Source organism: Streptomyces dangxiongensis (assembly GCF_003675325.1).
Taxonomy (GTDB): Bacteria; Actinomycetota; Actinomycetes; order Streptomycetales; family Streptomycetaceae; genus Streptomyces; species Streptomyces dangxiongensis.
Genome location: NZ_CP033073.1, coordinates 5,688,634 through 5,709,939, shown reverse-complemented (window position 1 = coordinate 5,709,939; position 21,306 = coordinate 5,688,634). Strand labels below are relative to the sequence as shown.

23 protein-coding genes and 1 pseudogene are annotated in these 21,306 nt (G+C 69.9%); 9 read left to right on the top strand and 15 right to left on the bottom strand.

The window, feature by feature from the left end; genetic code table 11:
• Positions 1-80 precede the first annotated feature (80 nt).
• Positions 81-1,454 carry an NAD(P)/FAD-dependent oxidoreductase gene (locus tag D9753_RS25770; RefSeq protein WP_121789154.1) on the top strand — a complete coding sequence of 458 codons (1,374 nt, stop codon included), beginning with the start codon at positions 81-83 and terminating at the stop codon, positions 1,452-1,454.
• A 19-nt stretch (positions 1,455-1,473) separates the two neighbouring features.
• Here D9753_RS25770 and D9753_RS25765 read toward each other — a convergent pair.
• A pseudogene (locus D9753_RS25765) lies at positions 1,474-2,973 on the bottom strand (regulator).
• A 243-nt stretch (positions 2,974-3,216) separates the two neighbouring features.
• Here D9753_RS25765 and lipB point away from each other — a divergent pair.
• The 4 genes from lipB (at position 3,217) to D9753_RS25745 (ending at position 6,311) form a co-directional block, all read left to right on the top strand.
• Positions 3,217-4,014, top strand: coding sequence for a lipoyl(octanoyl) transferase LipB (gene lipB, locus D9753_RS25760; RefSeq protein ID WP_121789153.1), 798 nt, complete (start codon positions 3,217-3,219; stop codon positions 4,012-4,014).
• 102 nt (positions 4,015-4,116) lie between these two features.
• Positions 4,117-5,082, top strand: a complete 966-nt coding sequence (gene lipA / locus D9753_RS25755; RefSeq protein ID WP_121789152.1) for a lipoyl synthase — start codon at positions 4,117-4,119, stop codon at positions 5,080-5,082.
• 255 nt (positions 5,083-5,337) lie between these two features.
• Complete coding sequence (locus D9753_RS25750; protein WP_121789151.1) at positions 5,338-5,535, top strand: SCO2195 family GlnR-regulated protein; 198 nt, start codon at positions 5,338-5,340, stop codon at positions 5,533-5,535.
• Between the two features lie 77 nt (positions 5,536-5,612).
• Positions 5,613-6,311, top strand: coding sequence for a DUF4191 domain-containing protein (locus tag D9753_RS25745; RefSeq protein WP_121789150.1), 699 nt, complete (start codon positions 5,613-5,615; stop codon positions 6,309-6,311).
• Here the strand turns inward: D9753_RS25745 and D9753_RS25740 are convergent.
• The 6 genes from D9753_RS25740 to D9753_RS25710 all read right to left on the bottom strand — a co-directional run bounded on the left by D9753_RS25740 (position 6,196) and on the right by D9753_RS25710 (position 11,566).
• On the bottom strand, positions 6,196-7,257 hold the full coding sequence (locus D9753_RS25740; protein WP_121789149.1) for a transposase: 1,062 nt from the start codon (positions 7,255-7,257) through the stop codon (positions 6,196-6,198). The two genes, D9753_RS25745 and D9753_RS25740, sit on opposite strands and share 116 nt — an antisense overlap.
• A gap of 83 nt (positions 7,258-7,340) precedes the next feature.
• Entirely contained in the window at positions 7,341-8,111 is a 771-nt protein-coding gene (locus D9753_RS25735; RefSeq protein ID WP_121788039.1) for a transposase, read from the bottom strand.
• A gap of 43 nt (positions 8,112-8,154) precedes the next feature.
• Positions 8,155-8,967: an aminoglycoside phosphotransferase gene (locus D9753_RS25730; RefSeq protein WP_121789148.1), complete on the bottom strand. Its 813-nt coding sequence runs from the start codon at positions 8,965-8,967 to the stop codon at positions 8,155-8,157.
• Between the two features lie 356 nt (positions 8,968-9,323).
• Entirely contained in the window at positions 9,324-10,253 is a 930-nt protein-coding gene (locus tag D9753_RS25720) for a radical SAM protein (protein ID WP_240468289.1), read from the bottom strand.
• A gap of 339 nt (positions 10,254-10,592) precedes the next feature.
• Positions 10,593-11,018 carry a DUF6082 family protein gene (locus D9753_RS25715; RefSeq protein ID WP_121789146.1) on the bottom strand — a complete coding sequence of 142 codons (426 nt, stop codon included), beginning with the start codon at positions 11,016-11,018 and terminating at the stop codon, positions 10,593-10,595.
• A gap of 266 nt (positions 11,019-11,284) precedes the next feature.
• Complete coding sequence (locus D9753_RS25710; protein WP_121789145.1) at positions 11,285-11,566, bottom strand: hypothetical protein; 282 nt, start codon at positions 11,564-11,566, stop codon at positions 11,285-11,287.
• Positions 11,567-11,701: 135 nt separating this feature from the next.
• On the opposite strand from D9753_RS25710, the gene D9753_RS25705 reads away from it, so the two are divergent.
• Both D9753_RS25705 and D9753_RS25700 read left to right on the top strand, forming a co-directional pair.
• Positions 11,702-12,529 (top strand): helix-turn-helix domain-containing protein, encoded by an 828-nt coding sequence (locus tag D9753_RS25705; protein ID WP_121789144.1) that lies wholly within the window; start codon positions 11,702-11,704, stop codon positions 12,527-12,529.
• On the top strand, positions 12,526-12,726 hold the full coding sequence (locus D9753_RS25700; RefSeq protein ID WP_121789143.1) for a DUF397 domain-containing protein: 201 nt from the start codon (positions 12,526-12,528) through the stop codon (positions 12,724-12,726). Before D9753_RS25705 ends, D9753_RS25700 begins: the two co-directional genes overlap by 4 nt.
• A gap of 327 nt (positions 12,727-13,053) precedes the next feature.
• Here D9753_RS25700 and D9753_RS25695 read toward each other — a convergent pair whose 3' ends face one another.
• Positions 13,054-13,245 (bottom strand): hypothetical protein, encoded by a 192-nt coding sequence (locus D9753_RS25695; protein WP_121789142.1) that lies wholly within the window; start codon positions 13,243-13,245, stop codon positions 13,054-13,056.
• Positions 13,246-13,734: 489 nt separating this feature from the next.
• Here D9753_RS25695 and D9753_RS25690 point away from each other — a divergent pair, with 489 nt between their 5' ends.
• Positions 13,735-14,826, top strand: coding sequence for a right-handed parallel beta-helix repeat-containing protein (locus D9753_RS25690; RefSeq protein ID WP_121789141.1), 1,092 nt, complete (start codon positions 13,735-13,737; stop codon positions 14,824-14,826).
• Positions 14,827-14,869: 43 nt separating this feature from the next.
• The gene (locus D9753_RS25685; protein ID WP_240468288.1) at positions 14,870-15,934 is read left to right on the top strand and encodes a methyltransferase; all 1,065 of its coding nucleotides are present in this window, start codon (positions 14,870-14,872) and stop codon (positions 15,932-15,934) included.
• A gap of 75 nt (positions 15,935-16,009) precedes the next feature.
• Here D9753_RS25685 and D9753_RS25680 read toward each other — a convergent pair whose 3' ends face one another.
• From D9753_RS25680 to D9753_RS25650, 7 genes are read right to left on the bottom strand one after another with little or no spacing between them, the layout of a single operon-like run.
• Entirely contained in the window at positions 16,010-16,342 is a 333-nt protein-coding gene (locus D9753_RS25680) for a TcmI family type II polyketide cyclase (RefSeq protein WP_121789139.1), read from the bottom strand.
• A gap of 21 nt (positions 16,343-16,363) precedes the next feature.
• Entirely contained in the window at positions 16,364-16,843 is a 480-nt protein-coding gene (locus D9753_RS25675; RefSeq protein ID WP_121789138.1) for an SRPBCC family protein, read from the bottom strand.
• Between the two features lies 1 nt (position 16,844).
• Positions 16,845-17,102 carry an acyl carrier protein gene (locus tag D9753_RS25670; RefSeq protein ID WP_121789137.1) on the bottom strand — a complete coding sequence of 86 codons (258 nt, stop codon included), beginning with the start codon at positions 17,100-17,102 and terminating at the stop codon, positions 16,845-16,847.
• A gap of 54 nt (positions 17,103-17,156) precedes the next feature.
• A complete protein-coding gene (locus D9753_RS25665; RefSeq protein ID WP_121789136.1) occupies positions 17,157-18,401 on the bottom strand; it encodes a ketosynthase chain-length factor in 1,245 nt (414 codons plus the stop codon).
• Positions 18,398-19,666, bottom strand: a complete 1,269-nt coding sequence (locus D9753_RS25660; RefSeq protein WP_121789135.1) for a beta-ketoacyl-[acyl-carrier-protein] synthase family protein — start codon at positions 19,664-19,666, stop codon at positions 18,398-18,400. The genes D9753_RS25665 and D9753_RS25660 overlap by 4 nt, the downstream gene beginning before the upstream one ends.
• Positions 19,663-20,127 (bottom strand): cupin domain-containing protein, encoded by a 465-nt coding sequence (locus D9753_RS25655; protein ID WP_121789134.1) that lies wholly within the window; start codon positions 20,125-20,127, stop codon positions 19,663-19,665. The genes D9753_RS25660 and D9753_RS25655 overlap by 4 nt, the downstream gene beginning before the upstream one ends.
• A 33-nt stretch (positions 20,128-20,160) precedes the next feature.
• Positions 20,161-21,246: a SchA/CurD-like domain-containing protein gene (locus D9753_RS25650; protein WP_121789133.1), complete on the bottom strand. Its 1,086-nt coding sequence runs from the start codon at positions 21,244-21,246 to the stop codon at positions 20,161-20,163.
• Positions 21,247-21,306: the final 60 nt, after the last annotated feature.

Here is a 21,306-nt window from a genome sequence, read left to right as displayed (position 1 = left end):
CCTCGACGCGAACTCCGGTATCCCTGGCGCCAGTTGGGGGCATCACGTCTCCACCGGCCGCGCAACCACAGGAGGGCCTCGTGCTTGAGCCCGCGTACCAGGTGGACGTCGTCGTCGTGGGGGCCGGAGTCGCCGGCCTCTCGGCGGCTCACCGGCTGACCAGCGCAGGACTGACGACCGCGGTCCTGGAGGCCGCCCCGTACGTCGGCGGCCGTATGTCGACCGAGAAGGTCGACGGCTTCCGGCTCGACCGCGTCGGACAGCTCCTGTCCACGTCCTACCCCGAACTGCGTCTGCCCCCGGGCCCGGGCGCCCTGGCCGTGCGCCGCTTCGCGCCGGGCGTCCTGCTGCACCGCGACGGCCGCACCCAGCGCGCGGGCGCGCCGGCGCCCGGAGGGAGCGCGCGGGGCGCACGAGGCGCACTTCACGCGGTGCGCGCCCTAGCCGGCACCCCCCGGGGCACCGTGTCCCCGCCCGGCCGGGCCGGCGCGCCGGTGGGCGGCGCGATGGACCAGGCCCGGCTGGGCGCCGCGCTCGGCCGGATCGCGGCCACGCCCGTCGAACGCCTCCTGGCCCGTCCCGAGATGCCGGCCGCGCTGGCCCTCGCCCGGCGCGGGGTACCGGCGCGCACCATCGAGGGCTTCCTGCGCCCGCTGCTCGCCGCGCTGCTGTGCGACCCGGAGCTGATCACGTCCAGCCGGTGCGCCGACCTGGCGCTGCACGCCTTCGCGAGCGGGCGCCTGTGCGTGCCCGAGGGCGGTGCGGAGACACTGCCCGAGCTGCTGTCCCGGGCGCTGCCCGCGGGCACCGTGCGCACCGGGGTGCGGGTCACCTCGGTGTCCACGACCTCCGTGGCCACCGCCGAGCACGGGGAGATCCGGTGCCGGGCGGTGCTGCTGGCGACCGACGCGCGGGCCGCGGCGGAGCTGCTGCCGGGACTCAGGGTGCCGGACTTCCACCCGGTGACCGTGGTCCACCACACCACCGAGGACCCCTCGGCGGCGTTCTCGACCGGGACCTCGCTGCTGCTGGACGCCGACCGGGGCGGGCCGGTGGCGCACACGGCGGTGCTCAGCAACGTGGACCCGAGCCGGGCGCCGGCCGGCCGGGTGCTGATCTCCTCGACCGTGCTGGGCACCCCGCCGGAGGGCGTGGACACGGCGGTCCGCATCCACCTCTCCCGGCTCTACGGCACCTCGACGCGCCGCTGGGAGACGCTGGCCGTGCACCACACGCCGGAGGCGGTCCCGGTGATGCGCCCGCCGCACGATCCGCGCCGGCCGGTACGGCTGCTGGCGGGACTGTACGTCTGCGGCGACCACCGGGACTCCAGCACCGTCCAGGGCGCGCTGCACTCCGCCCGCCGGGCGGCGACGGCGATCCTCTCCGACCTGGGCATGACGGCCTCCCTGCACCGGGCCGACCCGGCGCCGACGCTGCCACGGGCGGCGTGAGACCCGGCCGGGGGCACGCTCAGCTCAGGGCCGCCACCTTCTCCCGGTAGGTGCGGACCGGGGGCGCGTCCCGGTAGGGCTCCAGGCGGCGTTCGAAGTCCCGCACGTACTCGACCGCGCGGGCGGAGCGCATCTCGGCCGCCTGGCCCGCGGCCTCCGCGGCGAGGGCGCAGGCCTGGTCGAGTTCACCGAGGGCGAGGCGGGCGGTGGCGAGCACGACCCGGCAGAACAGGCGGCTGCGGGCGTACACGGGGGCGCGGAGCTGGAGCGAGCGCTCGGCGTGCTGGGCGGCGGCCCGGAACTGCTGGAGATCGCGATGGCAGTGCCCGAACTCGTCGGCGAGCTGCGCCTCGTCGAAGAACGCGGCCCAGTACGGCACGTCGTCCCCGGTCCGCGCCGCGTCCAGGGCGCGTTCGGCCCGCACGAGCGCCGCGGTGCACGCCCGTACCTCGCCCAGGACGCCGTGCGCCCGCGCCTCGGCGGCGTGCAGCAGCGCCTGGACGACCGGCGGGGCGCCCGTGCCGACGCCCTGCTGGGCCACCCGCGCCAACTGCACGGCCTCCCTGCCGTGGCTCAGGTAGACGGCCTGGCGGCTCATGGTGACCAGGACGAAAGAGCCGTACGCCCGGTCACCGGCCGCCTGCGCGAGCCGCAGGGCCTGCACTGCACGAAGTACCGCTGGGCCAGTCCGTGCGCGGCGATGTCGTACGACGTCCAGCCCGCGAGCCGGGTGAGGTCCGCGGCGGCGCCGAACAGCCGGCGGCCGGTCTGCTCGTCGTAGCTGCCGCGGAGCATCGGCTCGCACTCGTGCTCCAGATAGCGCACCAGCGCCTGCCGGGCGTGGCCGCCGCCGAACCGGTCGTCGAGGGTGCGGAACAGTTCGCCCACCGAGCGGAGCGCCGAGATGTCGCCGCCGGTGACCCGGTGGCCGGGGCCGCGCTCACCGGTCCCGCGCACCCGCGTCGGCACCGGCACCCCCTGTCGGCACCGGTGCCGCCGGCTGCACCTGCGGCTGCGGCCGGGCGGCGCCGGGGCGGCCCTGGGCGGGCACCCGGGGTGCCGGCTCCCGGGCCACCCGGTCGTCGGGCTTGCCGATCAGCCAGTCGCGGCTGGGCACGACCAGCCCGGCCGGGGTGAAGGCGATCTTGCGCAGCTCGGCGTGGCTGCCGGAGTCCTTGCGCCACAGCCCGCTGACGATGTCGACGGCCTCCTCCGGGCCGGCCGCGAACTCCAGCCCGGCGTACACCGGCGCGCACGCGTCCAGGCCGAGGTCCTGGGCGGTGAGCCGGCGCCCGAGCCGGCGGGTGAACACCTCGGCGATGAGGGCGGGCGTCGTCCCGCGCGGCTGCTGTCCGCGCAGCCAGCGGGTGACCGAGGTCTTGTCGTATCTGAGGTCCAGCCCGTGCTCCAGGCCTAGCTGGTCGACGCGACGAGCCAGACCCGCGTTGGAGAACCCCGCCTCTGCGATGAGCGCGGCGAGCTGGCGGTTGGGGGTGCGCTGCGCGGGTCGGTCCGTCATCTGTGGTGCGGTCTCCTGCCTTCCGGGCCTGTGAAGTGCCCGGAGCGCCTTTGAGCAGCCCATATGGCCTCACGAACGGCGCGAATGTAGCGGAGAGTGAGCGGAAGATCGCACATTTCGCTGGGCATTCATCCGATCGTGTGAGGAACGCCCGCAGGGCTGACGTACGCCGGTCGGACGTACAGTGGCGTGGGCGCGCGCTCCACGCGCCTGACACACCGGTCGCTGAGGGAGGCGCTTGCCGTGAGTGAGTTGCGGTTCGTCCGTATGGGGTTCGGTGCGGATGCCGTCGAGTACCAGGAGGCCTGGGACGAGCAGCGCCGGGTGCACGCGGCCCGGTTCGCCGACGAGGTCCCGGACACCGTGCTCCTCCTGGAACACCCCCCGGTGTACACGGCGGGCCGCCGCACGGCGGACAACGAGCGCCCGCTGGACGGCACCCCGGTCGTCGACGTCGACCGCGGCGGCAAGATCACCTGGCACGGACCGGGCCAGTTGGTGGGGTACCCGATCCAGAAGCTGCCCCGCCCGGTGGACGTCGTCGCGCACGTGCGGCGCCTGGAGGAGGCCCTCATCCGCACCTGCGCCGACTTCGGCCTGGAGACCACCCGGGTGGAGGGCCGCAGCGGTGTATGGGTGCTCGGCGACCCGGTCGAGCGGCGCCCCGCCCCCGGCGGCCTCTCCCTCGACTTCGACCCGCGGCTGACCGACGAGGAGTTCGACCCCCGCCTCGACGGCCCCGAGTACGCCCCCTCCAACGCCGGCCAGCGGCGCGAGGATCGCAAGATCGCCGCGATCGGCATCCGGGTCGCCAAGGGCGTCACGATGCACGGCTTCTCCTTCAACGTGAACCCGGACAACGTCTGGTTCGACCGGATCATCCCGTGCGGCATCCGCGACGCGGGCGTCACCTCGCTCACGGCCGAGCTGGGCCGGGACGTCACGGTCGAGGAGGTCCTGCCGGTGGTCGAGAAGCACCTGAGCGACATCCTGGAGAACGCGGACCTCAGGCCGCGGGTGATCGAGCGGACGCCCGCGTAGCAGCGGCCCGCCGCCCCCCGCTGGACGGCGCCCGCGCCGGGCCATGAAATCAACGGGCGTACCCTGGGGAACGCCGAAGAATCAATCGCTAGGGAGCCGGTCGTGTCCGCAGTCGCACCCGACGGACGCAAGATGCTGCGCCTGGAGGTCCGCAACAGCCAGACCCCCATCGAGCGCAAGCCCGAGTGGATCAAGACCCGGGCGAAAATGGGCCCCGAGTACACGAAGATGCAGGGCCTCGTGAAGAGCGAGGGCCTGCACACGGTCTGCCAGGAAGCCGGCTGCCCGAACATCTACGAGTGCTGGGAGGACCGCGAGGCGACCTTCCTCATCGGCGGCGACCAGTGCACCCGGCGCTGCGACTTCTGTCAGATCGACACCGGCAGGCCCGAGGCGCTGGACCGGGACGAGCCGCGCCGCGTCGGCGAGTCCGTGGTCACCATGGACCTGAACTACGCCACCATCACCGGCGTGGCACGTGACGACCTCGACGACGGCGGCGCCTGGCTGTACGCCGAGACCGTGCGGCAGATCCACGAGCAGACCGCCGGCCGCGCGGAGGGCCGCACCAAGGTCGAGCTGCTCGCCCCGGACTTCAACGCGGTCCCCGAGCAGCTCGCGGAGGTCTTCTCCGCGCGGCCCGAGGTCTTCGCGCACAACGTCGAGACGGTCCCCCGGATCTTCAAGCGCATCCGCCCCGGCTTCCGCTACGAGCGCTCGCTGAAGGTCATCACCGAGGCCCGCGACTTCGGCCTGGTCACCAAGTCCAACCTGATCCTCGGCATGGGCGAGACCCGTGAGGAGGTCGGCGAGGCGCTGCGGCAGTTGCACGACGCGGGCTGCGAGCTGATCACCATCACCCAGTACCTGCGTCCCTCCGTCCGCCACCACCCGGTGGAGCGCTGGGTCAAGCCGCACGAGTTCGTGGAGCTGAAGGAGGAGGCCGAGCAGATCGGCTTCTCCGGGGTGATGTCCGGCCCGCTGGTGCGGTCGTCCTACCGCGCCGGCCGCCTCTACCGGATGGCCGTGGAGAAGCGCGGCGCGTACATCGCGGCCCAGGCCGTCTGAGACGCCGGGCGGAAAGCCCTGCGAGACCCGCTGTGTGAAGTCACGCACAAGCACTTACCGGCCGGTAATGGCCGGACCCACGCGGTCCTGACCGTCCTCGCTGATGAGGACACACGTCAGGACCGCGTCGGCGTTCACGGGGCGACGCATTCGGGTTCATGCCCGTTTGACCGGCCGGACACGCCCTGGTAACACCGAACAGTGACTCTGGTATCACGCCCCGTACACCATCCGCTTCCAGGGGGGACCCCGACCATGCAGGCCGCGCCGGTACACGCCACCGCGATCCCGTCCTTCACCGACGCTCTGAAGGCCGTCGAATCGCTGCTGATGAGCGGCGGTCAGCGCACCGCCCGCCGCAACGCCTGGACCTCCGTCCTGGAGGACCGCCGCCGCGCCAAGGACCGGGTCGAGGCCCAGCGGTTCCTGGAGCAGGCCGCCACCCGCTCCTGACGCCCGCCGCGGTCCCGGCGCCCTCCCGCCGGACACTGTCGTCGTCCGCGCTCCCGGGGGCACGTAGACTTCGTGGCATGGCGAGGAAGGAAACCGCGGCGGACGCCGCGAATGCCGGGCGACTGAAGCAGATCGCCCTCACGTACAAGATGACCCGCAAGGCCGACAAGACGATCGGCCTGGTGCTCGCGGCCGTCGGCATCGGCACGCTCGGTGTCTTCCTCGCGATCGGCTTCCTGATCGGCCACCCGGTCTACCTGGGTGTCTTCGGGCTGCTGATCGCCCTGCTGGCGACGGCCGTCGTGTTCGGCCGTCGTGCCGAGCGGGCCGCCTTCGGCCAGATGGAGGGCCAGCCGGGTGCCGCGGCGGCCGTGCTGGACAACGTCGGCCGGGGCTGGACGACCACTCCGGCGGTGGCGATGAACCGGAGTCAGGACGTGGTGCACCGGGCGGTCGGCAAGGCCGGCATCGTGCTGGTCGCCGAGGGCAACCCGAACCGGGTGAAGAGCCTGCTGGCCGCCGAGAAGAAGAAGATGAACCGCATCGTCGCGGACATCCCGGTGCACGACCTGATCGTCGGCACCGGCGAGGGCCAGGTCGAGCTGAAGAAGCTCCGCACGACCATGCTGAAGCTGCCGCGCGTGCTCACCGGCCCCCAGGTCACGGCCACCAACGACCGGCTGCGCGCCCTGGGCGACCTGATGAGCAACATGCCGGTGCCCAAGGGCCCGATTCCTGGGCGTGGCCTTCCTGGTCGCCCGCCTCGCGGGCGCTAGTTGCGGCAAGGATGACCCCGGGCCGCACCTTCCCGGTCATCTGCATCTTCGGGAGTCGGTGACGGGGGGCCACAGGCACCCCGTCACAGCCCTTCATAACCTCCATGACGCGTTCCCAACGTCCCTGCTTGCTCCAACGCTTCCACTGACCGATCAGGCCCTTAGAGCCCGTCTCAGCCTCCAGGGCGGGCCACGACGCCCCCGTGCGAGCCTTCTTGAGGAAGGCCTCAAGCACGGTCCGAGGCGCCACCCCGCCCGCCTGACGAGGAACGAGCCCCCCGTTCGGGAAGCCCTCTAGCTCAGCAATCCGCCCCCAGACCTGATCGTCCAGAGTCGGCACGTCGCGCTCATGCTCCCGGAACCACTCGCCGACAGGGCAAGCGAGACCCCGACGCATCGGGGGCGGGTTCTCAAGAACCTTGACCTTGATGTCCAGCAGGGCAAGCCACTCCGCTTGCTGCTCCTTCGTGAAGGTCTGCAAGCGCCCGTGCGCCGACTGCGCAAGCGCGTGAAGATCCTTCGCCCGCTGATCAGCTTCCTGAGCCTCCGACTGCCACAGCTCGATGTCAGCTCGTTCCTTCTGAAGCTGCTCAAGATCCGCGTAGTGCGGCTGGAGCTTCCTTTCGACCGCGGCCTCAGCAGCCTGCCCTGTGAGCCCTTGCCGGGTCACTTGCGTTGCGAAGGTGGCCGTCATGAGGTCGATGGTGTCGCTCTTCTCGGCGATCTTCTGATCCAGCGAAGCAAGGCGAGAGGAGTAATCCACCTGCTTCTTCGCGGTTGCCCCCACCCACTCATCAGCAAGCGCCAAGAGTCGGTCCCGGTCACCAAGCAGGTTGCAGACGTTTTCCCAGACCCACCCCTCAACGCCGTCCGCGTAAATCTGGGAGCAAGAGCACGTTGCAGCGCCGGCATACTCGGGCCTCTTGCCAGCGCACACGTAGTGCAAACTCTCGTCCTCCTTGGGGCTGCTGCCTAAGGGCTGTCCCGTAAATGATCTTTGACGTGCCTGGTGACCTGCTTGTTTTCTCGTCACCCGGCGAGGGTGAGGTTGTACAGGCGGGCGATGCCGAGCATGGCGTGATGGACGCCGTCGCCTTTGAGGCGGCAGTCGCGGAGGATCTTCCAGGTCTTCATGCGGGCGAAGGCGTGCTCGACGCGGGCGCGGACCTTGCGGTGTGAGGCGTTGTGTTCCTCTTTCCATTCGGGGAGGTCGGCCTGGCCGGGCTGGCGGCGGTGCGGGATGACCAGGCCGGTGCCGCGGTAGCCGCCATCGGCGATGACGGTGGTGTGGCCGACGGCATCCTTGGTGCCGGACAGCTCCCACGCCTTGCAGTCGTTACGGTTGCCGGGCAGTGGTCGGCCGACAGCGACGACGAGCCGGGTGTCGGCGTCGATGACGACCTGGTGGTTGGTGGAGTACCGGTAGTTCTTCGACTGCTCGGCCACCTGGTGGTCGCGGGTGGGGACCAGGGTGCCGTCCACGATGAGCATGGTGTCCTTGCGGAACCGCTTGCGCTGCTGCAGCGCGAGCGCCGGGCCGAGGTGGTCGATGATGCGGTCCGCGGCCGACTTCGACACCCCGAACAGCGGCGCCAGTTGGCGCAGGGTGAGGTTCGTGCGCCAGTACGCGGCGACCAGCAGGACCCGGTCCTCCAGCGGCAGGCTCCACGGCCGGCCCTTGCGGACCGGATCCGCACCCTCCCGCCGCAGCGCGGTGACCAGCTTGCCGAACTGCCGCGGGCTCAGCCCGGTGAACGGGGCTATCCAGGAAGGCTCCGACGCCGTGATCACACCAGACACGGCAAGATCATCCCACCTGTGACCAGCAGTTACGGGACAGCCCTTAGCTACACAGTGCGGACCGGTACTCAGCCCACTCTTTGGCTGCGAGCACCATTCGAGCCGTCCAAGGGTCCGGTGAATTCCCGCCAATCTCGTTCCAAAGATTAGCGTTGGCCACAGCGAAGGCTTTGATTCCTTCGCAGGGCGCGGTTCTCCAAGAAGGCACCTTTGCGGCCCACCACTCCGCTTGTTCGGCCGGGTGTCCTCCAGCGGCCATGAGCCAAATTACCCAATAACCTGCATCTAGCCAGGCGGCTCCGCGGGTGGCCCAGGCCCAATCGACCATATAGGCGTGTTCTCCTTGGATCAGAACGTTCTCATTATTCAGGTCCGTGTGGAGGAGTGCGTTCCCCTCAAATAGGGAGAGCAGTGCGGGGTCATCTACGTAACTGCTCAGCCTTTGTCCCGCTTCCCGTAGCTCGATTGATGGGGCTTCCACCCCTCCGAGTCGCGTAAGCAGGTCAACCACAAGAGGGAGATCAGGCGATTCCGGCGTGTAATCGGCGTGGTGGCCAGTAATGAGGGAGAATCCGAGAACATCCCAGCCACTCTCTCTAACCCGCCAGAGCAGTTCTGGAGAAATTCCCCTGAGGTAGGCGTTCACTTCGGCTTCACGCTGCTGTGTCCAGGCCCACTTATGGTCAGAGCGAAGGCCCTTCACATGCACGTCGCCGGCATCGCAGTACAGCCGGGCCGCTACCTGACTGTTGAGGCCCGAGGACACAGGGTCGACACGGTGAATTCGCCCTGTGTGCAACTCGATGGCCGTACGGACGGCAGAGGGCAGCTCTTCAAAGGCGGTACGAGAGGCCATGAGGTCACTTTCTCATCAACGCGACGCAGGCCCCGCCGAAGCGGGGCCTGCGCCTGGAACGTGCTGGTCACTGGTACGGGTTGTCATCCCCACAGCCGGGCGTGGTGCCCTCGGCCAGGGCCTCCACGTCGTCCACGAGGACGACCTCGCTACTCTCCTCGGTCGTGTTCACGAGTCCTCCTTGAAGCCGTGCTGACAGTAGTGACTGAGCGGCGCTTCGGCCTGCTGGTAGAGCTTGGCGAGCGGTCGACACACCCGACAGGAGCCGGAGAGCTTGCACCCGCTGCATCCCCCAGTCCGAAGCATCTGGGCATCTGCGATGAGCGGCAGATGCCGCAGACCACCAACCCCGGTCCTCATGAGATTGATGGGGTTCTCGCGTCCGACCTTGCACATAGTTGCGCTGCCGAACGGGTCCAAGTGGTAGAAGCTGTGTCCGGCGGGACATCCGCGGAACACCTCTTCCCTGTTGATGTACTCGGTTGCCTGGAAGTCGAGTGGGCCTCTGTCACCGTCGTAAGACGGAGACATATTGGCGAATACCTTGTACGGGACGTCAGGCTGTCCGCCAGGGCCCTCATGGAATCGACTTCGTGCGCGTTGTGTTCGGTGACGATGAGCGAAAGTTCAAGGGGCAGCCCGGCGGCCGTAGCCGCCCTGAGTCCTCGGAGAACTCTCCGGTAGGCCCCTCGCGTCCGCGTTAGCGCCTCGAAGGTCTCGGCCGAGGCCCCGTACAGGGAGACTGTGACCTTGTGGGGCGGCAGATCGGTGAGGGTTTCCAGCGTAGGGCCGTGGTCAAGCCGCGACCCGTTCGTTAGCACCTCCACCATCATCCCCATGTCGTACGCGGTGCGGTACGACTCAATGAAGTCCGGGTCGATGGTCGGCTCACCTCCCGTGAACTGGAACCAGAGCACGCCGGTATCCCGAACCATCTCCAGGAGTCTGATCTTCTCCCCCATCGGCAGACCAGCGAAAGGGCGCTGCCAGACCACGCACATGTCACAGGCGAAGTTGCAACCCTTGTTGATCTCCCAGGTTGCTCGGCTGTAGTTCAGCGCCGTCTCAGGGCGGACCAGGACAGTGTTCGACGCGGACCCGCTGTCCAGGCGCAGCCCCCAGACCTTCTTTGTGGCGTCGATGAACCACGCGGGCAAGGGACTGCCAGCGCTCACAGTTTCACGTACTTCCACGTACTTCTCACGAGGAAGCTGCATCCCGCCGCGTGAACCAGGACGCACGGCAACGTACTTTTTGTGCTGGGGACTCACGATCACCTGATGCATGGTCTCTCCCGGCCTCGATTGTTTCGGGCTCGCCCTGGTGGCGCTCGGGCTGTCCTGGACCTTGTGCCCCAGGGCGAGCAGTCCCCTTGCCCGGACTTGAACCGTGAGTCTCCCCGCGCCCGATCGCCCCGAATGTGGCCTTATGCGCGTTGGGGTGTTTTCCCTGACTAAACTACAAGGGGTTGAGGGGGGTGCCCATGTCCGGGATTGGACCGGATCGGCCAGCCGCAGCCGTAGGTAATTTTCGAATGGCCTTGGTTCATGGGCCATCTGCCGGACACTTGTCGTCCCCCCTTGAGGATCGCCCAATTAAGGACGCCGACAGACGAAATCAGATCCCTACTGCGTACTGGCCTCTTCGTATGCGTCCGCGGCCAGGTCGTTGAGGAGGAGGTCGTACTTATCCCGCGCCGTAGCCCTCCGCCGCTGGCGAGCGCTCTCCCAGTACCGCCGGTTCGACTCCAGGCCCATGAAGGTGTCCAGGGCCTCACGGAGACTGCCGCCGCTGTAGTAACCCAGGCGCAGCATGGCCCCCCAGAGGGTCATCCATCGGTTCGCCGTCAGCCTCTTCGCCGTCTCGGCGTGATCCAGCCCCGGCCACACGGTATCCGACAGGATCTCGGACCCGCTGATGCCGCGGCAAATGTCGGCGTGCAGCTTGACGAATTCGAGCTGCTTCTCTTCGCGGTGACGCTCCTCAGCCCGCCAGAGATGAGCTGCCCCGAGTCCCAGGCCGGCCAAACCAATCAAGGTGATGGACTTCAATGTGACTCCTCTTCCAGGTGCGGACTGGCCCTCTCCCCTCCCTGGAGGAGGGCCTCCTGATCACCCTCTTCTCAATGCCGGCGTCGATCGTCTGAGCCAGCTCATCGGCCTGGGCCACGGTCAGCCCATGAGGGAAGTAGATGTGGAAGCCTCTCACGGTCCCCTTGACTTTCACGTCCACCAGCCAACCCACCCTGATGAAGGCGGCGTTGAGTTTGGCGAGGCTGTCATGTGCCGTGTTGAGGCGATCCGTGGGTGTAGGTGTGTCATCGGGCATTGATGGACTCCTCGGGGTGCTTCTGCCTCAAGGTCATGCCGTCTCGAAGGAGGTTGTAGAGAGCCAAACCCGCGCGCACGTTGCACTGCCCGAGCTGCACCAGCCACTCACGCTCTTCCCTCGGTGCCGTGGGACCGATTGCCGTGATGCCCACCAGGCGAGGGAGCTGGATACCAGCCTCCGCGAGGACCCCGGCCAGGGCCTCGGTGACCTCCTCGGCCTCGATCACCAGCCGGTCCGACGTGTCATCGTCACTGCTGTTGGGGAGCATCGAGCGATCCTTCGCGTCATCGGCCGCAGAGCTGTAGCCCTCTGTAGTGATTCCGCTACCGAGGAACTTCAGCGTGGACTACTGTCGCCCTGTCTTCAACTTGCGCGTTCCGTTTAGAGAGTTGAGGTTGGTCCGTTGAACCGAAGGAAGCTCGACCCGCAGGCGTCGGCCAAGGCAGCGTTCGGCCAGCTCCTCCGCAGGCTGCGAGACAAGGAAGGGCTGACACAGCAGGAGCTAGCTGATCGGATCGGCTGCACCGATTCGCACATTTCGGCTGTCGAAACTGGTCGCCGTTCTCCAACTCCACAGTTTGCGGCAAGTGCTGACAGGGCGCTTGGCACTGGGTACCAGCTTCAGCGCGAGTGCGAGGAGGTACACCGTCCGTCGTTGCTAGAAGGGTTCAGGGAGTACGTCCCTCATGAGCTACGGGCAGTCGAAATCCGACTCTTCGAGGTCGGGATCATCCCCGGCTTGCTCCAGACACCCGAGTACGCCGCAGCCATCCAGGCTGGAGCGGTCAGGCGGGGTGCGATCACGGAGTCACAGGCGGAAGAACGGTTGTCGCACCTCGCGGAGCGGCAAGCGGCATTAGCGCGCACGCCGGTCCCTCTGGTGCATGCCGTGTTGGACGAGAGCTGTATCAGGCGGCCCGTGGGCGGTCCTGAGGTCATGGCGGGTCAGCTCGACAGGTTAATTGAGTTCGCGGAGCTGCCGTCGACTGTTCTCCAGGTGGCCCCGTACGCTCTTGGTGAGCGCCGGGCTTTCGACCTGCCAGTAACCATGCTGACGCTGAGGGACAGAACGCAGCTCGTCTACGCCGAGTCGGCGCAACGTGGCCATCTCGTAAGGGAAGCCACGTCCGTCGTTACAGCCTTGACGGCCTACCATCAGCTTCAGGTCGAGGCGGAGTCTCAGACCGCCAGTGTGGCCATGATCCGTGAGTTACGAAAGGGCATCCTGTGACGACCGAACACCCGCAATGGTTCACGTCCTCCTACAGCAGCAACGGCGGCCAGTGCGTCAAGGTCGCCACGAACCTTGCCGCTAGCCATGGCCTGGTCCCCGTGGGGGACACCAAGTACGACGATGGTCCGATACTGAACGTCTCGGCCGGCGCCTGGGCCGCCTTCATGGAGATGGCCAAGAGCGTGCAGCCCTGACGCCCTGACAGAATGAATCCGGTGCGGGCTGGGGGCCCGGACGGCTGCCGACACACGATCGGGTGAGTAGGTGGCGGGCTGTCAGTGCCGTGGATGAGACAGGGAAGGCCCGGCCTGCTGGCCGGGCCTTCTTCTTGTCCGGTCTGCGAGGCCGGCACCGCCTTACTGAGGCTGTCTGCGCAGGTCAGAGCGTCGCTGACAGAGTGAAGGGCCCGATGCCGAAGGGCATGAAGCTGCCCAAGGGTGGCCCGCGGGGGCGCTGAGCACTCCGCCGCACCACCACGCACCACCACCGGCCGTCCGCAACCGTCAGGCCCCGCACGACCGTCAGGCCCCGCACGCCCCCGGGCGTTGTCGGGGCCGGCGTCGTCCCGGGCCGGCGTCCTTGGGAGCGGGGGCGCTCGGGGCCGTCCGGATCAGGCGGAACAGCGGGCCGTAGTTGCCCGGGGCGTCCGGGATCGTGAACTCCATCAGCCGCACGGCGGGCTCCTCCATCGCACGCATGGGTTCGAGTGCCACGGCGCCTCCAGGGCCTGCCTCGGCCAGCCGACCCCGCGGTCCGCCTCGGGGACGGCGAGCGGTCCCGCCACGGGCCGCCCGCCGGGCCCGGCGGGCGGCCCGCACTCCGGCAGCGCGCCGGCCGGGTCGGGACCCCCGGCCGGGTCGGGTCCGCGGCCCGCGCCGAATCTGCGGCCCGCGCCGAATCTGCGGCCGGGACCTGGGCGGCGGCCACCAGGGCCGCCGACGCCAGGAAACTCCGGCGCCCGAGGGGGTCGGCTGCCGCACCGTGCGCGTCCTGCGTGGAACCGGTCACCGTTGCCCCCGCTCGCAGCCGTGGCCCCGTCCCGCCCCGGGACGGGGCGGAGCCGTCGGACCGCTCGCGAAGCTAGCGTCCCGCACGGCCGTTCCCCGGACGCCCGTGCGGGACGCTCCCCCGACTCCGGTGGACACGCCGCCGAACGGAGCATCCACCGGGTGATCGGGTCATGCGCTCCTAGCCTTCGGATTGTGAAAAAACGCCAAATCTCGTACCTCGCGTGCACCGCGGCCCTCCTCGGCACGTTCGCCGGCACCACCCCGGCGTCGGCCGCCCATCGGACCCTCGTGGTGCATCCGGGTGAGTCGATCCAGAAGGCGGTGAACGCCGCCCGGTCCGGCGACACCGTGCTCGTACTCGCCGGCACCTACCGGGAGAGCGTCACGGTGCGGACACCGGGACTGACCCTGCGCGGTGCCGGTCACCGCACGGTGATCCGGCCCGCCGGGAAGAAACCCGCCACGACCTCGAAGAAGCCGAAGAAGGCCTCCGTCACCTGTAGCGGGAACGGCAACGGCATCTGCGTCGTCGGCGGGAAGAACAAGGCCCTGCGGGACGTCACCGTCGCCGACCTGAAGGTGGCCGGCTTCTCCCGGACCGGCCTGTGGGCCATGGGCACCGACCACCTGACCGTGCGCCGGGTGACCGCCGACGACAACGGGCAGTGGGGCATCGCCCAGGAGCACTCCACCCGCGGCGTCTTCCGGGAGAACACCGCCCGGGGCAACGGCGACGCGGGCCTGTTCCTCGCCAACAACGTGAAGGCCGAGCAGGGCGCCGCCGACAGCAAGGGCGCGCTGGTCCAGCACAACCACCTCGAGGACAACCGCATCGGCATCACCGTCCGCCGACTGCGCAACCTCACCGTCACCGGCAACTACCTCACCGCCAACTGCGCCGGCGTGTTCGTCGTCGGCGACGAGAACAAGCCGCGGGCGGGCGCCCTGACGGTGAGCGACAACCGCCTGGAGTGGAACAACAAGTACTGCCCCAAGACCGCCCGGCTGCCCTACCTGAAGGGGTCCGGCATCGTGCTGACCGGCACCGAGAAGGCACTGGTGACGGGGAACACGATCATCGGTCACTCGGGGAAGTCCCCCCTGTCGGGCGGCATCGTCCTGTTCAAGAGCTTCGTGGGCGCCGCGAGCGAACAGAACCGGATCACCGGCAACCACCTGGAGGACAACGCCCCGGCGGACCTGGTGAACCAGGAGGCCGTCAAGCGCAAGAACACCTTCGACGGCAACTCCTGCCGGGCCTCCAAGCCCGCGGGACTGTGCTGACCGGACAGGCGTACCCCACCCACGCAAGGAAGGAAGGCGGCACATGACCGCACCATCCCCCGAGCTGTCGGCACCGGCCGGGCAAGGGGCGCTCCCTCCTCCTCCGCCGTCGATGCGGCTGAGAGAGCTCGTGTTCGGGGCGGCCTGTGCCGCCGCCGTCCGCGCCGCCGCCCGGCTGGGCGTCGCCGACGTACTCGGCGACGCGCCCCTGACCGTGGAGCACCTGGCGACGGCGGTGCGGGCCGAGCCCGAGCCGCTGCGCCGGCTGCTGCGCGCCCTGTCCTGCCAAGGCGTCTTCGCCGAGCGGCCGGACGGGACGTTCACCCACACCGAGATGTCGCGGCTGCTGCGCGAGGACGACCCGAACAGCCTGCGCCACATCTCCCTGTGGTGCACCGAGCCGTGGACCTGGGACGCCTGGCCGAGGCTGGACGAGGCGGTCCGCTCCGGCCGCAACGTCGTCGAGGACCTCTACGGCAAGGAGTTCTTCGTCTACCTGAACGAGGACGCCCCCGAGTCGGCGGACGTCTTCAACCGCGCGATGACCACCTCCAGCGAGCAGTCGGCGCGCGATGTCGCCGCCCTGCTGGACCTGTCCGGCGCCACCTCCGTCGCGGACCTCGGCGGCGGGCAGGGTCACGTGGTGGCGAGCCTGCTGGACAAGTACCCGGCGATGCGGGGCTACCTGCTCGACCTGCCCCGGGTGGTGGAGAAGGCCGTGCCGCGGCTGCGCGAGGGCGGCGACCTCTCCGACCGGGCGCGCATCGTGCCCGGCGACATCCGCGTGTCCGTCCCGGTCGAGGCCGACGTCTACATCATCAAGAACATCCTGGAGTGGGACGACGGGTCCACGACCAGGCTGTTGCGCAACGTGGTGGAGGCGGGCGGACCCGGCACCCGGGTCGTGGTCATCGAGAACCTCGTCGACGACACCCCGTCGATGCGGTTCAGCACCGCCATGGACCTGCTGCTGCTGCTCAACGTCGGCGGGGCCAAGCACACCACCGCCAGCATGGTCGCGCGGCTGGAGCGCGCGGGTCTGGCCGTCGGTGACATCCGGCCGGTCAACCCCTATCTGCACGCGTTCGACTGCACGGTCTCCGCGTGAGCGGACGCCTCGCACGCCACACCGGTGCCGGGCCCGCGTCGGACGCGGGCCCGGCACCGGTGGCCGGACGGGGTCTCACGCTCCGGCGTCGCGCTCCCAGAGGTAGAAGCGCTGCGCCATCGCGTCCTTCGGGGACCGCCAGGTCTCCGGGTCGTACGCGCTGACGTACGCCGAGAGGCGCTCGCTGACCTCGACGAAGTCGGGGTGCGAGGTGACCTTGGCGATGGCCGGTCCCGGCTCCCGCTCGGACTCGACGAGGTGCATGTACACGTCGCCGAACTGGAAGAGGCTGCGCCGGACGACGCCGACGAGGTGCGGCAGCTCTCCGCGGTCGGACTCCGCGAACACCTTGGCGATGTCGGAGGCGGAACCCGGGGCCATGCGGGCGACGATCAGGGCCTGGTGCACGGTCTTCTCCTGTCGTCCGGCTCAGTCGGCCAGAGCCGGGGCGGGCCGGTGGCCGGCGGCCGCCTTCTCGATCCTGTCCCGGATCAGGGCGAGCTGGACCTTGGAGTTCTTGTTGATGTTGTCGGTCATCCAGGCGTCGTCGACGGGCGCGTCGGGCTTCATGGCGAAGTCCTGCGTCCAGATCATCCGGGTGCCGTCCGGTACCTCCTCGTACTCCCAGCGGATGTCCATGTGGGCGAAGGGGCCGGTCTCGATGCGGCGGGCCGTGACGCACAGCCGGTCCCGGTCGGTCTCCCGTTCCGAGACCCAGCTCCACACCGTGCCGTTCTCGTCGGGGTGCATGGTGAGCCGGAAGGTGACCTTGTTCCCCTCCTGGGAGATGATGTCGGCCCGGGCGTACTCGCTGAACAGCCGTGGCCAGTTCGCGACGTCGTTGGTCATGTCCCAGACCAGGTCGACGGGGGCCGCGATGGTGATCTCGTTCTGGGTGTGTCCGGTCATGTCAGGCTCCCGCGGGCAGTGCGCTGTTGACGAGGTCGAGGAACTGGCGGGGCGTCCTGGAACGCTCCGCGTCGGTCGGCATCGGTGCCCCGTGCCGGTTCTCCAGCTCGCCGACGATGCCGAGCAGGCCGAGCGAGTCGACGCCGAGGGCGTCGAAGCCGGAGTCGTACCGCTGCTGGAGCTCCTCCGCGGAGACGGTGACTCCGGCGGCCTTCTTCATGAGTTCGGACAGCTCTTCCACGGTGATGCGGTCACTCATGGCGATTCCTTCTCCTTTGCTGCTGGTGTGCTGCTGGGCGGGCGGCGGTGCGGTTCACCCGACGGCGCCGTGGCGCACGACGAGTGCCGAGTTCGACCCCATCAGGCCCCGGCTGAGGATCAGCGCCGTACGCAACTCGGCGGGGCGGGCTCGGCCGGTCACGAGGTCGAGGTCGTGGCAGACGGCGACGACACCCGGGGTGGGTGGGATCAGGCCGTGCTCCAGTGCCAGCACGGCCGCCGCGGTGTCCAGCACCGGTGCCGCGCAGTAGCCGCGGCCGGTCCCGGTCTTGGGCGCCGTGACGGGCACGCGCCGGCCGTGCGCGCCGAGGACGTCGGCGATGGCCAGCGCCTCGGCGCGGTCGGCCTCCGGTACCCCGAGGGCGTCGGCGAAGACCACGTCGACCTCCTCCGGGGCGCAGTCCGCCTCGGCCAGGGCGCCGCGGATCGCCTGGGCGAGCCCCTCGCGGGATTCCGCCCAGCGGGAGGCGCCGGTGAAGGTCGCCGCGTGTCCCGCGAGATGGGCGCGGATGTCCGCGCCGCGTTCCCGGGCGGCCGTCTCCGCCTCCACCACGAGCATCGCGCCGCCCTCGGCCGGCACGAACCCGCAGGCGTCCTCGGTGAACGGGCGGTAGGCGCGGGACGGGTCGGCGACGGTGCTCAGCTCGTCGTAACCGAGCTGGCAGACCACCGAGTACGGCGCGAGCGGCGCCTCGGTGGAACCGGCCACGATCACGTCGGTGCCGCGCCGTACGGCCCGTGCCGCGTGCGCCAGGGCATCCAGGCCGCCGGCCTCGTCGGAGGCGACGACCGAGCAGGGGCCCTTGAACTTGCGGCGGATGGAGATCTGGCCGGTGCTGGCGGCGTAGAACCAGGCGATGGACTGGTAGGGGCCGACGAACCGGCTGCCCTTGCTCCATAGCTGCTGGAGTTCGCGCTGGCCGAACGCGCCGCCGCCGGAGCCGGCCGCCGTCACCACGCCGATGGAGTAGGGCGCCTCGGTGGCGTCGGCCTGCCCGAGCCGCGCGTCGTCGAGGGCGAAGTCCGCCGCGGCCATGGCGAAGTGGGTGAACCGGTCGGTCTGGACGAGGAACCGCTCCTCGATCGTCGCCGCCGGGTCGAAGCCGCGGACCTCGCCGGCCACCTTCAGCGGAAGGTGCTCACAGCCCTCGCGGGTGACCCGGTCGAGGACGCTGAGGCCTTCCTGGGTGGCCTTCCAGAAGGTGTCGGTGCTGGTGCCGTTCGGCGCGACCACCCCGATGCCGGTGATGGCCGCGCGCCGGTCGTGCGGTTCGCTCATGGTGTCCTCTCCCTCGTCCGGGTCAGGACCACGGCGGACTGGAAGCCCCCGAACCCGCTGCCCACGGACAGGACGCTGGAGAGCTTCCGTTCGCGGGCGACGCGCGGGACGTAGTCCAGGTCGCACTCGGGGTCGGGGGTGTCGTAGTTGGCGGTCGGCGGTACGGCCTGCTCGGCCAGGGCCAGCACACAGGCGACGACCTCGATCGCCCCGATCGCCCCGAGGGAGTGCCCCACCATCGACTTGATGGAGCTCATCGGCGTGTCGTAGGCGTGCGGGCCGAGCGCCCGTTTCACGGCCGCCGTCTCGTGACGGTCGTTCTGCCGGGTGCCGGAGCCGTGCGCGTTGACGTAGTCGATCGCCGTCGGGTCCAGCCGGGCGTGATCGAGGGCCAGTTCGATGGCCCGCGCCATCTCCAGGCCCTCGCTGGTCAGGCCGGTCATGTGGTAGGCGTTGCCGAAGGTGGCGTAACCGCCCAGTTCGCAGTACACATGGGCGCCGCGGGCCCGGGCGTGCTCCAGTTCCTCCAGGACGAGCACCGCGCCGCCCTCGCCCATGACGAATCCGTCACGGTTGTTGTCGAAGGGCCGGGAGGCGTGGGCGGGGTCGTCGTTGTTGGGGGACGTGGCCTTGATCGCGTCGAAGCAGGCCATGGTGATCGGGGAGATCGGGGAGTCGGAGGCACCCGCTATGCAGATGTCCGCCCGGCCCTCCTCAACGGTGTGGAAGGCGTACCCGACCGCGTCCAGGCCGGAGGTGCAGCCGGTGGAGACGGTCTGCACCGGGCCCTGGGCGCCGAACCGTTCCGCCACCGCGGAGGCGACCGTGCTGGGCGAGAACGCCCGGTGCAGGTACGGCTCCGCCTGCCGGTGGTCGACGTCCCAGTGCTCGCCGCGATCGCTGACCAGGACGTAGTCGTGCTCCAGCCGGGTGGTGCCGCCGACCGCGGTGCCCAGGGACACCGCGACCCGCCACGGGTCCTCCCGCGCCAGGTCGAGGCCCGAGTCACGGACCGCCTCCGCCCCGGCGACCAGCGCGAACTGGATGTACCGGTCCGCGCGTGCGGCCTGCTCCTCGTCCAGGCCGTGGGCCGCCGGGTCGAAGTCGCACTCCGCCGCTATGCGCGACCGCAGTCCCGAGGGGTCGAAGAAGGTGATGCCCCGCGTCGCGGTCCGGCCGTTGGCGAGCAGATCCCAGAAGGCCGGTACGCCGATGCCGCCCGGGGCGACGATGCCTATGCCAGTGACCGCCACGCGCCGGGTCATGACCGGACCTGACCCCGGCCGCGGGCGGCACCCGCGACAGCGGGCTCCGTGACCACCGCGGCGGCCCCGATGACCTCCGTCTCCTCCGTGTCGACGTGTCCCAGGCTCGGGCGCGGGGCCAGCGGACCCAGGTGGAAGACCATCCGCGCCTCCACGTCGCCCACGTTGCGGAACCGGTGGCGCACGTCGATGGGGATCATCAGCCCCTGCTCCGGCCGGAGCGGGTGCGGCTCGCCGTCGAGGTCCACCTCCAGCTCCCCGCAGACGACGTACACGAACTCCTCGGAGTACGGGTGGTAGTGCTCGCCGATGCGCTCGCCGGGCCGGATGAGGGCCACGCCCATGAAACCGCTGGTGGAGCCCACCGTGGCCGGGGTGAGCATGGCTCGCAGATCGCCACCGCGCCGGGTGTTGTGCTCGACCTCGCTGAGGTCCACGATCTTCGGAAGGGGTTTGATCACGACGTTCCTCCGTGGGTGTGCTGCGCCTGACAGTCAGGCGACCGGCGAGCGGCGGTCGGTGATGAGTTCCATGCGGACGGCGTCGCCGTCCAGCAGGGCGTCCAGCGGGGCCCGCGCCGCGCGTCGCGGCAGGACCGCGTCGGCGCCCGGGCCGGGGCGCACGTCGATCAGCCGGACGACGACGTCGTCACGCTGGAAGATCGTGCTGCGCAGGACCGGGCTGCCCGGGTCCTCCGCCGCCTCCTCGTCCTGCCGGGCGAGCAGCTCGGCCAGCCGCATCCCGAGGCCCGGCCTCGCGGGGTAGTACAGCGCGTGCCGCTCGCCCTCGGGCAGTTCGTCCGCGCTGACGTGGTGGACGGCCGGCAGCGCCGCCCGGGTGAAGAACACCCGTGCGGACTCCTGGTCGTGGAGGTCCCGCTCCTGCTCCAGGTAGGGGTTGATGGCCTCCTCGACCGCCCGTACCTCGGGCTGCCGGGCGACGTGGCGCAGTGCGGCGAGCAGGTCACCGCGGACCTCGATGGCCCGGACGACCCGGTTGCCGTGCATGAACAGGGAGGTGCGCATCAGACGGGTGGTCTCGTCGACCCGCGCCTCGGGCGAGGCGTAGTCCGCGAGGATCTTCGCGACCTGCGGCTCGCTGCCCGGCCTCACCGTGAAGGTGAGCGCGTGCCGGATCACGCCGTCGCCGATCCGCGGGGCCGTCTGGAGCCGGCGCTGTGCCGCGCTGGCCGCGGCGGCGTCGCCGCCCGTCTCGCGGACGACGTGGAAGCGCAGCGAGCGGGTGTCCCGCACGCAGCTATGGAGCGGCTCCACCATCCGCACGTGCTCCTCGCTGTTCACCCAGGCGAGGAACGGCGGGGCGCTCTCCCACTCGCTGGTGATGAGCCACTGGGAGGGGTTCTCGATCGACTGGCACAACTGGTCGCTGACGTGGCCGGGCACGGACGCGACCTGGCTGCACAGTTGTTCGTAGGCCTCCAGGAACTGCTGCTGGGCGCCGTCGTGTACGTCCACCAGCAGGACGACGCGGAGGCGGGAGCCGTCGAACACGGACTGGGAGACCCGCTTCGACACGTGTCGCGTCAGCTGTTCAGAAACCTTTTCCGACGTGGTGGTCATGCTGCGCACATCTCCTTCACGGGGGGCAGAGCCGAACGCCGGCCGCCGATGACGCGACGT